The sequence below is a fragment of the Microbacterium maritypicum genome (assembly GCF_041529975.1).
Taxonomy (GTDB): Bacteria; Actinomycetota; Actinomycetes; order Actinomycetales; family Microbacteriaceae; genus Microbacterium.
The window spans coordinates 1,255,083-1,268,346 of sequence record NZ_CP168030.1; the positions used below are offsets into that span (position 1 = coordinate 1,255,083).

General features: G+C 68.6%; 16 protein-coding genes. 11 read left to right on the forward strand and 5 right to left on the reverse strand.

What is annotated here, in order from left to right; all coding sequences use genetic code 11:
• The first annotated feature begins 1 nt into the window (after position 1).
• The 4 genes from phnC to ACCO44_RS06045 are packed head-to-tail and all read left to right on the forward strand — an operon-like array spanning position 2 to position 3,342.
• Positions 2–826 (forward strand): phosphonate ABC transporter ATP-binding protein, encoded by an 825-nt coding sequence (phnC, locus tag ACCO44_RS06030; protein ID WP_372468917.1) that lies wholly within the window; start codon positions 2–4, stop codon positions 824–826.
• Positions 823–1,632, forward strand: coding sequence for a phosphonate ABC transporter, permease protein PhnE (phnE, locus tag ACCO44_RS06035; protein WP_372468918.1), 810 nt, complete (start codon positions 823–825; stop codon positions 1,630–1,632). Before phnC ends, phnE (ACCO44_RS06035) begins: the two co-directional genes overlap by 4 nt.
• A complete protein-coding gene (gene phnE, locus ACCO44_RS06040) occupies positions 1,629–2,501 on the forward strand; it encodes a phosphonate ABC transporter, permease protein PhnE (RefSeq protein WP_372468920.1) in 873 nt (290 codons plus the stop codon). The genes phnE (ACCO44_RS06035) and phnE (ACCO44_RS06040) overlap by 4 nt, the downstream gene beginning before the upstream one ends.
• Positions 2,482–3,342 (forward strand): MurR/RpiR family transcriptional regulator, encoded by an 861-nt coding sequence (locus ACCO44_RS06045; RefSeq protein WP_372468922.1) that lies wholly within the window; start codon positions 2,482–2,484, stop codon positions 3,340–3,342. The genes phnE (ACCO44_RS06040) and ACCO44_RS06045 overlap by 20 nt, the downstream gene beginning before the upstream one ends.
• On the opposite strand, the gene ACCO44_RS06050 is transcribed toward ACCO44_RS06045, so the two are convergent.
• Positions 3,343–3,933: a hypothetical protein gene (locus ACCO44_RS06050; protein ID WP_029262397.1), complete on the reverse strand. Its 591-nt coding sequence runs from the start codon at positions 3,931–3,933 to the stop codon at positions 3,343–3,345.
• A gap of 202 nt (positions 3,934–4,135) precedes the next feature.
• Between ACCO44_RS06050 and ACCO44_RS06055 the strand changes: the two genes are divergently transcribed.
• From ACCO44_RS06055 to ACCO44_RS06080, 6 genes are read left to right on the forward strand one after another with little or no spacing between them, the layout of a single operon-like run.
• Positions 4,136–4,942 (forward strand): MerR family transcriptional regulator, encoded by an 807-nt coding sequence (locus tag ACCO44_RS06055; RefSeq protein WP_372468924.1) that lies wholly within the window; start codon positions 4,136–4,138, stop codon positions 4,940–4,942.
• Positions 4,939–5,658, forward strand: a complete 720-nt coding sequence (locus ACCO44_RS06060) for a GPP34 family phosphoprotein (protein WP_372468926.1) — start codon at positions 4,939–4,941, stop codon at positions 5,656–5,658. The genes ACCO44_RS06055 and ACCO44_RS06060 overlap by 4 nt, the downstream gene beginning before the upstream one ends.
• Before the next feature lie 25 nt (positions 5,659–5,683).
• A complete protein-coding gene (locus ACCO44_RS06065; RefSeq protein WP_219860820.1) occupies positions 5,684–5,806 on the forward strand; it encodes a CGNR zinc finger domain-containing protein in 123 nt (40 codons plus the stop codon).
• A gap of 10 nt (positions 5,807–5,816) precedes the next feature.
• Positions 5,817–6,275, forward strand: a complete 459-nt coding sequence (locus ACCO44_RS06070; RefSeq protein ID WP_372468928.1) for a DUF1772 domain-containing protein — start codon at positions 5,817–5,819, stop codon at positions 6,273–6,275.
• A 48-nt stretch (positions 6,276–6,323) separates the two neighbouring features.
• Complete coding sequence (locus ACCO44_RS06075) at positions 6,324–7,130, forward strand: hypothetical protein (protein WP_372468930.1); 807 nt, start codon at positions 6,324–6,326, stop codon at positions 7,128–7,130.
• 45 nt (positions 7,131–7,175) lie between these two features.
• Positions 7,176–7,424 (forward strand): hypothetical protein, encoded by a 249-nt coding sequence (locus tag ACCO44_RS06080; protein ID WP_372468931.1) that lies wholly within the window; start codon positions 7,176–7,178, stop codon positions 7,422–7,424.
• Positions 7,425–7,438: 14 nt separating this feature from the next.
• Here the strand turns inward: ACCO44_RS06080 and ACCO44_RS06085 are convergent, their stop codons facing one another.
• From ACCO44_RS06085 to ACCO44_RS06100, 4 genes are read right to left on the reverse strand one after another with little or no spacing between them, the layout of a single operon-like run.
• Positions 7,439–7,804, reverse strand: a complete 366-nt coding sequence (locus ACCO44_RS06085; RefSeq protein ID WP_029262391.1) for a cupin domain-containing protein — start codon at positions 7,802–7,804, stop codon at positions 7,439–7,441.
• 43 nt (positions 7,805–7,847) lie between these two features.
• A complete protein-coding gene (locus tag ACCO44_RS06090; protein WP_372468933.1) occupies positions 7,848–9,242 on the reverse strand; it encodes a S10 family peptidase in 1,395 nt (464 codons plus the stop codon).
• A complete protein-coding gene (locus tag ACCO44_RS06095) occupies positions 9,239–10,672 on the reverse strand; it encodes a hypothetical protein (protein ID WP_372468935.1) in 1,434 nt (477 codons plus the stop codon). Before ACCO44_RS06095 ends, ACCO44_RS06090 begins: the two co-directional genes overlap by 4 nt.
• Positions 10,673–10,678: 6 nt before the next feature.
• The gene (locus tag ACCO44_RS06100) at positions 10,679–11,419 is read right to left on the reverse strand and encodes a transcriptional regulator (protein ID WP_091029785.1); all 741 of its coding nucleotides are present in this window, start codon (positions 11,417–11,419) and stop codon (positions 10,679–10,681) included.
• A 235-nt stretch (positions 11,420–11,654) separates the two neighbouring features.
• Here ACCO44_RS06100 and ACCO44_RS06105 point away from each other — a divergent pair, with 235 nt between their 5' ends.
• Entirely contained in the window at positions 11,655–13,256 is a 1,602-nt protein-coding gene (locus ACCO44_RS06105) for an ABC transporter substrate-binding protein (RefSeq protein WP_262001496.1), read from the forward strand.
• Positions 13,257–13,264 lie beyond the last annotated feature (8 nt).

Here is a 13,264-nt window from a genome sequence, read left to right on the forward strand (position 1 = left end):
AATGCACACTGATCCGCAGCGCGCGGAGGCCGGAGCCCTGCTCCCGGCCTCCGCGTCGTGGTCGATCCGTCTCGACGACGTCTCGGTCACCTATCCCAACGGCACCCGCGCCCTCCGCGGTGTGTCCCTCGACATCGCCGCCGGCGAGATGGTCTCGGTGGTCGGCCTCTCCGGCTCGGGCAAGTCCACGCTGATCCGCACGATCAACGGTCTCGTGCCGGTGACGAGCGGCACGGTCACCGTCGGCCCGCATGCGGTCACCGGCATGCGCGGACGACGCCTGCGTGAGACCCGAGGGCACATCGGAATGATCTTCCAGGGGTTCAACCTCGCCGATCGGGCCAGCGTCTACCGCAACGTACTCGTCGGCAGGTTCGCCCACACCCCTACCTGGCGGACGGTGCTCGGCCTGAGCACGCCGCAGGATCGCGAGCTCGCCCTGCGCGCACTCGACTCGGTCGGCATGCTCGAGAAGGTCTGGAACCGTGCCGGCCAGCTCTCCGGCGGCCAGAAGCAGCGCGTCGCGATCGCCCGGGCTCTGACGCAGCAGCCGAGCGTCATGCTCGCCGACGAGCCGGTCGCCAGCCTCGACCCGCCCACCGCGCACGCGGTCATGCACGACCTGCGCCGCGTCAACGTCGAGGAGCACCTCACCGTGCTCGTCAACATCCACCTGATGGACCTGGCTCGTCAGTACACGACGCGCATGATCGGCCTGCGGGCCGGTGAGGTCGTCTACGACGGGCCGGCAGCGGATGCCGCAGACCACGACTTCGAGCAGATCTACGGCCGTCCGATCCAGCCGAGGGACGTGCTCGGCGCATGACCACCGAAGCCCGCCCCCTCGTCGTGCCACCCAAGCCCACGTCGAGGCTGCGCACCAGCCTCGTCGTCCTGGCGTTCGCCGCGTTCACCGTCGCCACCTGCATCCCGGCGATCGGCGGCATTGAGCTGGACTTCGGTGCGCTCATCCGCAACTGGGACAACGGGTCCGCGCTGCTCGTGCAGTTCCTGCAGCCGGACTTCTCGTTCCTGCCGCGCACGTTCGGGCCCATGCTCGAGACGCTCCAGATGGCCGTGGTCGGCGCGGCGGTGGCCGCGGTGATCTCCGTGCCGCTGACGCTGTGGGCCGCTGCCCCGACCAACCCGAACAGTCCGACCCGCATCGCGGTGCGGACCGTCATCAACGTCATCCGCTCCGTCCCCGACCTCGTGTACGCGACCGTCCTGGTCGCGATGGTCGGCGTCGGCGCACTGCCCGGCCTGCTCACCCTGCTCCTGTTCGACATCGGCATCATCGTCAAGCTCGTGTCGGAGGCGATCGACTCCACAGATCTGCCGGTCATCGAGGCCGGACGCGCCACCGGCGGCGGCCAGACGCAGATCAACCGCAGCGTCGTGCTGCCGCAGACCTGGCCGCTCTTCGCGAACCAGTGGCTGTACACGCTCGAGCTCAACGTGCGCATCTCGGCGATCCTCGGCATCGTCGGCGCGGGCGGCATCGGCCGACTCCTCGACGAGCGGCGGGCGTTCTACGCCTACGACGACGTCGCGGTGATCGTGCTCGAGATCCTCGTCGTCGTGGTGCTGATCGAAGTGTTCTCGAATTTCCTGCGGAGGCGATTGGTATGACGCTCTCGACCACCGCACGGGGCATCGGGCTCGAGCTGCCCCGGCATCCGTCCCGTCTCGTCCCGACCGTCGTCGCCGTCATCGTCGGTGTCGTGGTCCTGGCCGCGGCGGCGGGGCTGCCGATCCCGTGGAGCGACCTCGGATCGCTGCCCGGACAGATCGCGCACTACCTGACGCTCATGTTCGCCGACCCCAACTGGGAGAAGCTGCCGCAGGCGCTGTTCGAGACGTGGCGGTCGATCTCGATGGCCTGGATCGGCGCGATCGGCTGCGTGATCGTGTCGATCCCGCTCGGCATGCTCGCCGCGAACAACGTCGGACCCGTCTGGGTGCGTCTGCCGCTGCGCGGACTGTTCGCCGTGATCCGCGCCGTGCCCGAAGTCATCATCGCCCTGCTGCTGCTCACCGTCACCGGGCTCACGCCGTTCACGGGTGCGCTGGCGCTGGCGATCGCCGGAATCGGCACGCAGGCCAAGTGGGTCTACGAGACGGTCGAGTCGGTGCAGGAGGGCGCATCCGAGGCCGTCAAGGCTGCCGGGGGCAACACGGCGCAGGTGACGCGGTGGGCGCTCTGGCCCGCGGCGGCCCCGACGCTGCTGTCGTTCGCGCTCTACCGTTTCGAGATCAACATCCGCACCTCGGCGGTGCTCGGACTCGTCGGCGCGGGGGGAATCGGCAGCATGCTCGCGAACTACACGAACTTCCGCGAGTGGGATACGGTCGGGATGCTGCTGATCGTGGTCGTCATCGCGACGATGCTGATGGATGCGGTCTCCGGTGCGATCCGCCGCCGGATCATGCGCGGCCCGCGGGTCAAGGCGATCGTGGAACCGAAGAAGGAGCGCGCCGATGTGGCAGGGACCCGCTGAGACGCCGCCGACGGCGCGCATCGCGATGCTGGCTCCGTCGATGCAGCCGAGCGAGCGTCGTGTGGCCGAAGCGATCGCCGCCGATGTCGACATCTCGATCGAGCGCACGGCGCAGGAGATCGCGGATGCCGTCGAGGTCGGTCGCACCACCGTGGTGCGCACTGCCCAGACCCTCGGCTACGACGGTTACCCGCAGCTGCGGGTGGCGCTCGCGCGCGAGCGGGCGAGTTCGGCGCCATCGCAGGATGCCGCGGCCGATGCCACGATGCTCGGGGCGCTTCGTGGTGCGGTCGACCGCTTCGCGTCCCGCCTGGCGCACACCGTCTCCGCGGTCACCGAGGAGACCCTGGCGGCCTTCGTTGGCGAGCTCGACGGTGCGACGCGGCTGCTCGTCGCGGCCAACGGTCTCTCTGCGCCGGTCGGCGCCGATCTCTCGATGCGCCTGACCTCGGCCGGTCGACCCGCCGAGTACGTGGCGGACACCCTCGGCCAGCAGATCACCGCGTCGCAGCTCGGCGCCGGCTCGGCCTGCCTGGTCGTGTCCGGGTCGGGGGTGAATCGCGCATCGATCGACGTGATGACGGCCGCCCGGGCGAGCGGCGCCCGGGTGCTCGCGATCACGTCGTTCCCGCGCTCACCGGTCGCCGAGATGGCCGATGTGGCTCTGGTCGTCGCCCCGATCAACGACTCGTTCCGCGACGAGCTCCTCTACACCTCGCGCGCCGCGCTGATGCTCGTCACCGAGTCGGTCGTGGGTCTGCTGGTGAGCAGACGAGGGGCGAGCGCCACCGCGGCCCAGATGGCGACGTTCTCCGTGCTCGGCCACTCGCTGTCGGAGTGATCACCATCCGAGGAGGGCGAGTGCGCCGGTTGCCGCGGCCGCGATGAGGCTCGTCCACAAGACGATCGCGACGACCTGCCACAGGATCACCCATCGCTTGCTCACCCCGGACGCGACGAAGAACGCCGCCGTCAGCATCGTGGGCAGGGCGAGCGGAGCCAGGATGCTCGCCCCCGGAACGCCGAAGCGCACCAGCCAGCGACCGAGCTTGGCCCGTCCCTTCGTCTTCCGCGACGGCTTCTCCGGATCCGCGTCGCTCGGCGACGTTCCGCCGGGAGCCGGCGCCGTGCCAGATCCGCCGACGAGGGAGGGCTCGAGGCGCATCGCCTCGGTGCGGGCTGCTTTCCGCGACACGACGCCCTCTCTCATGCGTGCACCGAGGAAGACCACTCCGATGACGCACAGGATGTTCCCCGCCGCCCCCGCGACGGCGGCGACGATCGGGTTGATCCCTGCGAGGATGCCGAGGCCGGCGGCGCCTTCACCCTCGATGTAGGGGATCGCACCCGCCAGCATGACGAGAAGCGGCTGCAGGAACTCCGGCAGCTGGTCGATGGCACTCTGCAGCCACTCGTACGGGTTGTCCACCATGGCGGTGTCTCTTTCTCTTCAGGCGCGGCCGGAAGCCGGCGCGGGGCATGGGAAGAAGTACAGACCCTGTTCCCCGCACAGGGTCAAGCGACCTCGGCAGATCGACGTCGGGTCTTGACCCTGTTCCGAGAACAGGGTCTTGAATGGTGCTGAGCGCCACGACCGAGACCCCGGCCCTGCGTGCCGACAGAAGGATGGACGGATGCCCTGGAGTACGAGTGAACTCGCCGAGCTCGCGGGGACGACCGTGAACACGGTGCGTCATTACCACCGCTCCGGCCTGCTCGAGGAACCGGAGCGGATGTCGAACGGCTACAAGCAGTACCGCGCTCGGCATCTTGTCCGGCTGCTGCAGATCCGGCGGCTTCGCGACCTCGGCGTCCCGTTGGCCCAGATCGAGTCCGTCGGCTCTGCGGGGGACACCACGAAAGAGGCGCTGCTCGCGATTGATGCCGACCTCGCCGCGAGCATCGAGCGGCTGCAGCGGGCACGGGCCGAGATCCGCGCCATCGTCGACGGAGCATCGACGACCGACCTGCCTGCCGGGTTCGAGGACGTCGCGGGGAGACTGTCGACCACCGAGCGGTCGCTCATGCTCGTCTACGAGCAGCTGTACGACACGGAGGCGATGGCGGATCTGCGCACGATGGTCGAGACGGAATCCGACGACGGCAGTGCAGAGTTCGAAGCGCTCACGGTGGAGGCGGATGACCAGACGCGTCAGCGCGTGGCAGAGATGTTCGCGCCGGTGATCGCGCAGCACCTCACCGACTACCCATGGCTCAGCGAGCCGACCGAGCATCTGTCGAAGGGGCCGCGCGTCACGGCGCAGGCTTTCCTGGAGACCGTCGGTGGGCTGTACAACGAGGCACAACTCGACGTGCTCGGCCGAGCATCCGGGCTCGCCAGGGAGCAGGCGTTCGGGTCGAACGCCGCACCGAGCGACGACGCTGCAGCCGACGACGCTGCACCCGAAGATGCCGCACCCGAAGAAGGAGAGAGACGATGACGGACCAGCCCGACGCCCGCTCCACGAACGATTCGCCCGACCCGCACCTCGGCGAGCCCCTGCTCGTCGAAGACGTGCTGCTTCTGCTCTTCCAGCCCGATTCGGGCTCGATCGCCGGGGAGAACATCCTCTTCTACGTGCTCGGCGGCGCTGCTCTGGGCGACCTGGCGCTTCAGGAGCGGATCGAGGTGCGCAACGAGGGAGCGCTCACGAGCCGCATCCACGCGCTCGACGCTCACGCCGCGCCCGACGAGCTGCTCGTGCCCGGGCTCGAGTACATCGAACGGAAGCCGCGCGATGCGCAGACGGTGCTCGCGGCGAGCGGTCCGAACCTCCGTGCACCGGTGCTCGACCGCCTCGTGGAGCGCGGCGATCTCACCAGGGAACACGGCAGATCGCTCGGAATCTTCCCGACGACGAAGCTCGCCCTGGGAAGCGACCGACGTGCCGTGTTGATCGAGCGGGTGCGCTCCGTGCTGACCGACGGCGAGACACCCGACATCCGCACCGCCGCGAGCATCGCCCTCCTGTCCGCGAGCGGAACCCTGCCGCAGTTCCACAGAGAGATCCCGTGGAGCGGCGACGTCTACACGCGCGCCAAGGCGATGGAGCGCGGCGACTGGGGTGCCGCGGCCGCGGCTGAGGCCGTGGCCCGCACGATGAGCGCGGTGCTCACGAACGCGCTCATCGCGGCCCTCGCCCTCCCCAAGAACTGACAGGGCACACCGGCTCGCGCGGGAGCTGAAAGCGCTCTTCAATCCATCCGGCCGTCGGCGCTGGTGCCCGGCCCCGGCATGCGCGTCACGCGGCCGGGTGCGCGCTCATCGTGCGGCCGCGGGTCACACGCCGCCGCGCGGTGTGTAGATTGCAGGACGTGGACCTCTCCGACATCCTCGCCGCCCTCGGTCTCGTCCTTCTCGCGCTCGGAGGCGGAACGTTCTGGTCGTTCTCGACGGGGGTGATGCCGGGGCTGGGGCGTACCGACGACGAGACCTTCGTCTCGTCGATGAGGTCGATCAACCGCGCTGTCGTGAACCCGCTGTTCCTGCTGCCGATCTTCCTGCCGCCGGTCCCGCTCGTGTGGGCGGGGCTCCTCGATCTGGATGACCCGCGCGGATGGATGCTGGTCGCGTCGGGCGTCGTCTTCTTCGTCGGGGTCATCGTCGTCACAGGTGCAGGCAACGTCCCGTTGAACAATGCCCTGGACGGCTCGACGTCATCGTCGACGGCTGCGCGCGCGGCGTTCGAACGGCGCTGGAACGCGCTGAACGGCGTGCGCTCGCTCTCGTCGGTCGCAGCGATCGTGCTCGCGGTACTGGCACTCGTGGTCTGAGCGCGAGGATGCGGAGTCGCGGCGTCGCGCTCCAATAGGCTTCGGGGCATGACGACTTTTCGCCGCGCCGCCGTTGTGAGCGTGTCCCTCGCCGCCATCACCTTCCTCGCCGCAGCGTGCGCGCCGTCCGCTGATGTGCAGGAGAAGCCGACCACGGATCCCGCCGGGGCCGGCTGCGACGTGGACGAGTCCGCTCTCGGCGCTGCCGCGGCATCCGAGGTCGTCACAGACGAGCGGGGAGGCTACTGCCATCTCGAGGTCGATCTCGCTCAGGTGGAATTCACGCCCCTCGAGGATGTCCGCGCCGGCACCTGGGCATCTGAGACCGGCATCACATGGAGCGACGAGGCACCCGCTCTCGACGCGGAGGCCATCGAGATGTCGCAGCGGATGAGCGCGGAGTGGGTCGTCGGCGACTTCCTGGACGGACCGGCGATCGAGCTGTCGGCCGACGATTACTCCGCATGGATCGAGAGCACTGACCTCATCGGCGAGGACTGGCGTGCGGGCTATCTGTCCGAGTGGAACGACAACGGCTCGACCGGCGGGCTGACGGTGACCCCGTTCACGACGCCCCTCGTGCGGGACGACGCCGCGCGGGTCTCGCAGATCGCGCTCTCCCCGTCGTCGACGAGCATCCTCGATGTCGAGGGGCGCACGTTCGTGGAGACCTGCTACGACGTCACCGCCGTCTATCACGGTGAGGGCGAGGCGGCTTTCGACTTCTCGGGCAAGGCGTGCTCCACCTTCCCGCACGACGGCACCACGATCAACCGCGTTCTCGAAGGCACGCACGGGGGCTTCACCGTGACCGACGAGTCCGGAACCGTCATCGCCGAAGAGCAGGACAGCTGAGCCGGAGCGACCTCAGTGTCGCTCCCACGGGAAGCGACCGCGCACGTGGAACGGATCCTCGAACGACTCCCCGCCCGAGAGCGCCAGTTCCTCCAGGTGATGTCAGAGCTGCCTGCCCCGGAGCGCACAGCCACCCGCATCGCCGGGGCGATGGGGTTCTCGAAAGTGACCGAGGTGGGCCCCACCGCCCAACGCCTGGACACCGTGCGCGGCGTCATCGACAGGGGCAAGCCATACAGCTTCCGGCACCGCGCCGTCGAGGCCTATCTGACCAGCGAGTGGCCGAGGGTCTGAGCGACGGACAGATCTCAGTCGAATTCGTGCAAGTCTGAGGTCATGTCGCCGCCGGCGTCTCCGGTGTTCACCGTGCCCTTCGGCTCGAACAGGATCGCGTGCACCTCGTCGGTCGCCTTCGGGCAGTGCTCGACTCCGCGCGGCACGACGAACACGTCATTCGGGTTCAGTACGACATCGCGGTCGCGGAGCTGGATCGTCAGCTGACCGCTGACGACCATGAACAGCTCATCGGTGTCGGGGTGGGTGTGCCAGACGAACTCGCCCTGCAGCTTGACCACCTTGACGTCGTAGTCGTTGATGCTGGTGAGCCGATGCGGCTGCCAGTGCTCGTCGATCGTGGAGAGGGCTTCGAGCACGTTGCGAACATCGTCTGCCATACATCTCAGCGTAGTCGCGGCGTCATCGTCGGGGTCTGTCGAGCTACCTCGCAGCGCCCGCGCCGACGAACCCCCGAATGTCCGTGGCCAGCGCGACCCGGGGTGCCTCTCCGAGATAGGGCATGTGGCCGGATCCGTAGACCTTCAGGTGTACGCGCGAGCGATCGAACCGGAAGCGGGTGAAGGTGAACTCGGTCGCCGCCCTGGTCGTGACGAGGTCGTACTCGCCCACGCCGATCATCAGCTCGAAGCGCTCGTCGCGACGCACCGCCTCGGTGAAGTCGTCGAAGCAGTTGCTGTGGGGTGAGTCGTGCCCGTCCCAGTCCCAACCGCCCATCGCGAGACGGAAGTCGATGGCACGGTACTCGTCGTCGCTCGCGTATCCGAGTTCCTCGCGCAGATAGTGCTGGATCGCTCCGGTGAACTGCGGAGCGTATGCGCCCATCGCCGGGTCGTCGGCGACAGGGTCGGAGCCGGCGCCCTGTGCGGAGAGCGTGTAGCGGCTGTCGTACATTCCGAGCTGGCGACCCTCGGCACGCAACGCGAGCCGGGCGAAGGCATCCGGGGTGATCCGCAGATCGTGCTCGATGAGCACCGGCGCGGGGAGTCCGAGCAGCCCGCCCATGCGCGCCGCGAGGGCCTCCCGCTCCGCGTCGTCCAGCTGCGTTCCCGCGACGAGCGCCGGGAGCAGTTCGGTGCGGGCGAAATCCGAGACATCGTCATCGGAGAGATCGGCGGCAGCGCCGTGCTGGCGGGCGGTGCGCACGAGCGTGGGGAACTCCAAGGCCGCGCGCACATCTCCGTTCCAGGCGGGTTCGCCGAGTCCGAACGCCGGCCCGAGCACGATCGCGCCGTTCAGCGAGGTCGCCCTCGTGGTGCCTCCGCGCATCGGGCCGCCGTTCGCGAGACGCGACATGCGCGCCGCGCGATGCGTGCCGTAGCTCTCGCCCATCACGAAGCGCGGCGACTGCTCCCGGCCGTTCCGACGCACCCAGCGACCGATGAACTCCAGAGTCGCGCGGGCATCCTGCTCCACGCCGTGGAAACGTTCGCGATCGGCGTCCGGGTGGATCCTGCTGTAGCCGGTGCCGGGCGGATCGATGAACACCAGGTCGGCGACGTCGAGCGGCGATTCCTCGTTGTCGATGAGGGCGAACGGCGGAGCCATGCGCGGATGCAGCGTGTCGGCGTCGGCCACCCGTCGAGGTCCGAGGCCCAGGTGCAGCCACACCGATGACGAGCCGGGGCCGCCGTTGAACGCGAACAGCACGGGGCGCGCGGCGCGTTCATCGTCGGTCAGGTCGGTGCGGATGTACTCGGTGAAGACGTAGCGCGCACCGGGGCCGTCTTCGCCGTCGGAGACGTCGATCTCCCCGACGGCGCCGCGGTACTCGATCTCGGCGCCGCCGATGCGCGCTCTGCGTGCGGCCCCGGTCATTCGTGGCCGCCCGTCACGAAGTCACGCAGGTCGGCGTTGAGCTTCACGACCGTGTCCCTCTCGCTGTACATCATGTGACCGCCGTCGTACCAGTGCGAGACCACGCGATCCCGCGGCAGGTCCCACTGGCGAAGAAGGTGGTCCGCCGAGCCGATGGTGGTGAGGGAATCGTAGATCCCGGTGCCGATGAACAGGCGCCCCGATGGCATCTGCTTCATCCATCGGCTGAGGCGTGCCGGGTACGGGTAGGTGTGGAACGGCGACGGCTTGCCCATCGACATGAACAGGGCGCCGCCCTGATCCGCCCATTCCCATTCCCTGGCGGCGTTCACGTCGTGGACGAGATAGGGGATGCCGGGGGTGTCGTCGAAGAGCTCCTCGAAGAGCTGCGCGAACGCCGCGGTGTAGCGAGGGGAGAGGTGCGTGCCGGCCGCGTCGAGTCCGAGCTCGCCGAAGCCGGGATCGGTCGCGGGGGAGGTGTAGCGGCTGTCGTTCACGCCGACCTCGAGCCCGCGATCTCGAAGCAGTCGCGTGCGGAAGTCGGTCTTGGAGATCCAGAGGCGAGACCGGACCAGTTCCTCTGCGGGGATCCCGATCATGCCGGACAGGCGGGCGGCCTCGGCCTGCAGCTCGGCGCCGGGCAGTGACGTCCCCTGCAGCATGGCGGTGGCGAGGTCGCCCCAGGCGTAGTCGAGCGCGGCGTGGATGGCATCCTCGACGGACTCGTGCTCGCGCGATCCTGCTCCGTGGTACCAGGCGACCGCGGCCTTGTACGGCACGTTCGCCAGGGCGCCGGGCACGTTGCCGGGTCGCTCGGCCGTCTCTTGGATGTTGACCGCCTGGCCCAGCAGCGCGATGCCGTCCAACGGCACCGTCGACATGCCGTGTGTGCTCGACGCGAGGAACGCGGCCCGGTGGGTGCCGTAGCTCTCGCCGAGGAAGTACTTCGGAGAATCCCAGCGTCGATGCCGGCCCACCCACTCGGTGATGGCCCGGGCGAACGCCTCGGCATCGCCCTCCATGGAGAAGAAGGGCGTGAGGTCTGCGCCCTCCGCCACCGTGCCGAACCCCGTCCCCGGAGCGTCGATGAACACCAGATCCGCGGTATCCAGCAGCGACGACGGGCTCTCCTCGATGCCGTAGGGAGCGCGGACACCCGACTCCAGGTCGGCGGGGATCTGGGCGCGGAACGGGCCGATGCCGCTGAGATGCAGGTAGCTGGACGCGGCGCCGGGGCCGCCATTGGTGAGGAACAGCACGGGGCGGTGCCGACGGGTCTCGGCGTCGGTCTCGGCGATGTACGAGAACGCCGACAGCGTGCCGACCTGGGTGCCGTCGGCCGTGCGCAGCGGGATCTGCTCGAGGCTCATCGCGTAGTCGATCGGGCGTCCGTTGCAGGTGGCGGAGCGGATGACGCGTCGTTCGTCCACGAATCCCTATTCCTCTTCGTTCGAGGCGTCCGCGGATTCCTCGATCTCGTTCAGATAGTTGTAGATGGTGTGCCGACCGACCCCGAGGTTCTGGGCGGCGATCGGCACGGCCTCGCGCATGGTGAAGAAGCCGCGATCGCGCAGCTGCCGGACCACCTCCACCTTGTGCCGCTTCTTCATGGCCTCGACGGGGATGCCGGTCTCGGTGACGGCCTCGGCGAGGATCCCCTGCGCGAGATCCTCGACGGAGGCGGGGAACTTCTCGGCGGTCATCGTCTCGGATCGCAGCGACGGATCGATGGTCGTGATGGCGCTCAGGCTGCGCAGCAGCTCCTGCGCGCGCACCACTTCGCTCACGTCGGTGTTCAGGCACAGGCAGGCGACGGGTCGACCACTGGCGGCGTGGAAGAAGATGCTGGACGAGCGCATCGGCAACCCGTCGTTCGTCTCGGTCCGGTAGCCGATGAGGTGCTCGTTCCACCCCGAGGAGAACGTGCGCAGGCCCAGATCGGTGGCCGGGCCGCCGATGCCGCGCCCGGTGATGTTGCCGCCGATCGCGGCGATCGTGCCGGGCATCTTGGTGAGGTCGTGCAGCAGCACCTCGGTGCGAGGAGCGAGCGCGCGGGCCAGCGGCACGATGATCGGACCCACGATGTCGACGATCGTGGCGGCATGCGCCCGCTCCTCATCGGTGAACGCGGGGATGCGCGATGTCGTGTCCGACGTCGGCGGTGCGGTATCCGTCATGGTCCCTCCACAGTTCTGGGTACCTGGAATTTGGCACAGATTGTAGAAATTTGCAATGAATTCTTGCCCGGCCCGGATAGGAGGCTGATCTGCTCTCTCCCGGAATCACGGGGTATTCGGGCGAGTTATCACCGCCGTAACACAGTTGTTACATGAACGTTCTTCGTCATGGTGTTGAATAGCGCCCAACAAACTGTCGAAGGCGACGACGCTCGCCCCGAACCCTGGAGGACCCTTGCGCACTACCCCGAAGTCCCCGCGCCTCGTCCCCGCTGCGGTGGGGGCCGGCCTGGCCCTGGCAATGGCGCTCACCGCGTGCACCCCCGCCATCCCCGGCGAATCCGGCGGCGGTGGTGACAGCTCGAAGCTCACCATGCTGCTCCCGGACACGGTCAACAGCATCGACCCGGCACTCGCGTTCAGCACCGGCGGACGCCAGGCCACCTGGCTCATCTACGAGGCGCTCGTCCGGGAAGACCCGAAGACCGGCGAGGCCATTCCCGGACTCGCGGAGTCGTGGGACTTCACGCCGATGTCTGCCTCCTTCGTCATCAAGGAGGGCGCGATGTGCGCCGACGGTAGCGAGATCACCGCCGGCACCGTCGCCCGCAACTTCGAGCGGTGGAAGGACCCGGAGACCAACGCCCCGCTCGTGAACAACTTCTTCGGCTCCTCCGACTTCACCGTCGAGTACGACGACACCGCCCGCACGGTCGACGTCGCCCTCACGGTCGGCATGCCGTTCCTGGGTGCAGAGCCCTCGTTCACCCAGCTGGGGATCGTGTGCGACTCGGCGCTGGAAGACCCGTCGGTGCTCACCACCGGCTCCGACGGCACCGGCCCCTACGTCGTCGACGAGTTCGTCACCGGCTCGCACATCACCCTCACCCGCAACGACGACTACGCCTGGGGCCCGGAAGGGTTCTCGGTCAAGGACCTCCCGAAGACCGTCAACCTGAACATCGTCGAAGACCTCAACACCCAGGTGAACCTGCTCCTGGGCGGCGACGCCGACACCGCGCTGCTGCAGGTCGATCAGCTCGCGCGGCTGGAGGGCGAGTCGGGCTTCACCGAGCAGGTGGCCGACACCGGCGTCACGATGATGATGTTCAACGAGCGCGACGGCTACCCGACGCAGGACGAAGCCGTGCGTCGTGCGCTCGCCCAGGCCCTCGATTTCGAGGAGCTCACCCAGGTGCAGACCCAGGGGCTCGGCTACGTGGCCGACTTCCTGCGCGCACCCTCGAACATCTGCGTCGACCAGAAGGCGATCGCCGACGTCATCCCCACCGGCGGCATCGAGGCGGCATCCGCCACGCTCGAAGAAGCCGGTTACGCGAAGGGCGACGACGGGATCTACGCCAAGGACGGCGTGCCGCTGAGCGTGCAGCTGCTGCAGATGGAGTTCACCTCCGCCGCATCCGAGCTCGTCTCCAGCGCCTGGAAGGACCTCGGCGTGAAGGTCGAACTCGACAACCGCGGACCGGCTCAGGCCGTGGACGTGCTGTACTCCGGCACCGGATGGAGCGTCAGCTTCGTCTCCATGGGAGCGTCGCAGCCCACCGGCTTCCGTCCGTTCTTCGTCGGCCCGGCGGCTCCCGAGGGCCCGAACTTCGGTGCGATCAACAACCCCGTCTACGCGCAGAAGCAGGGCGAGGCGTCGCAGGTCGGCGGACTGGACTCCTGCCCGCTCTGGATCGAGGCCGAGGCCTCCGTGGTCGAGCGCGCGGACTGGGTGCCCACCATCGCCGCCGACTCCAAGTGGGTGCTCGGGGAGGGCGTGAGCTTCTTCTCGAAGGGCGCCTTCGTCGATCCGCTCACCCTCCGCAAGAACTGATCGCAGGA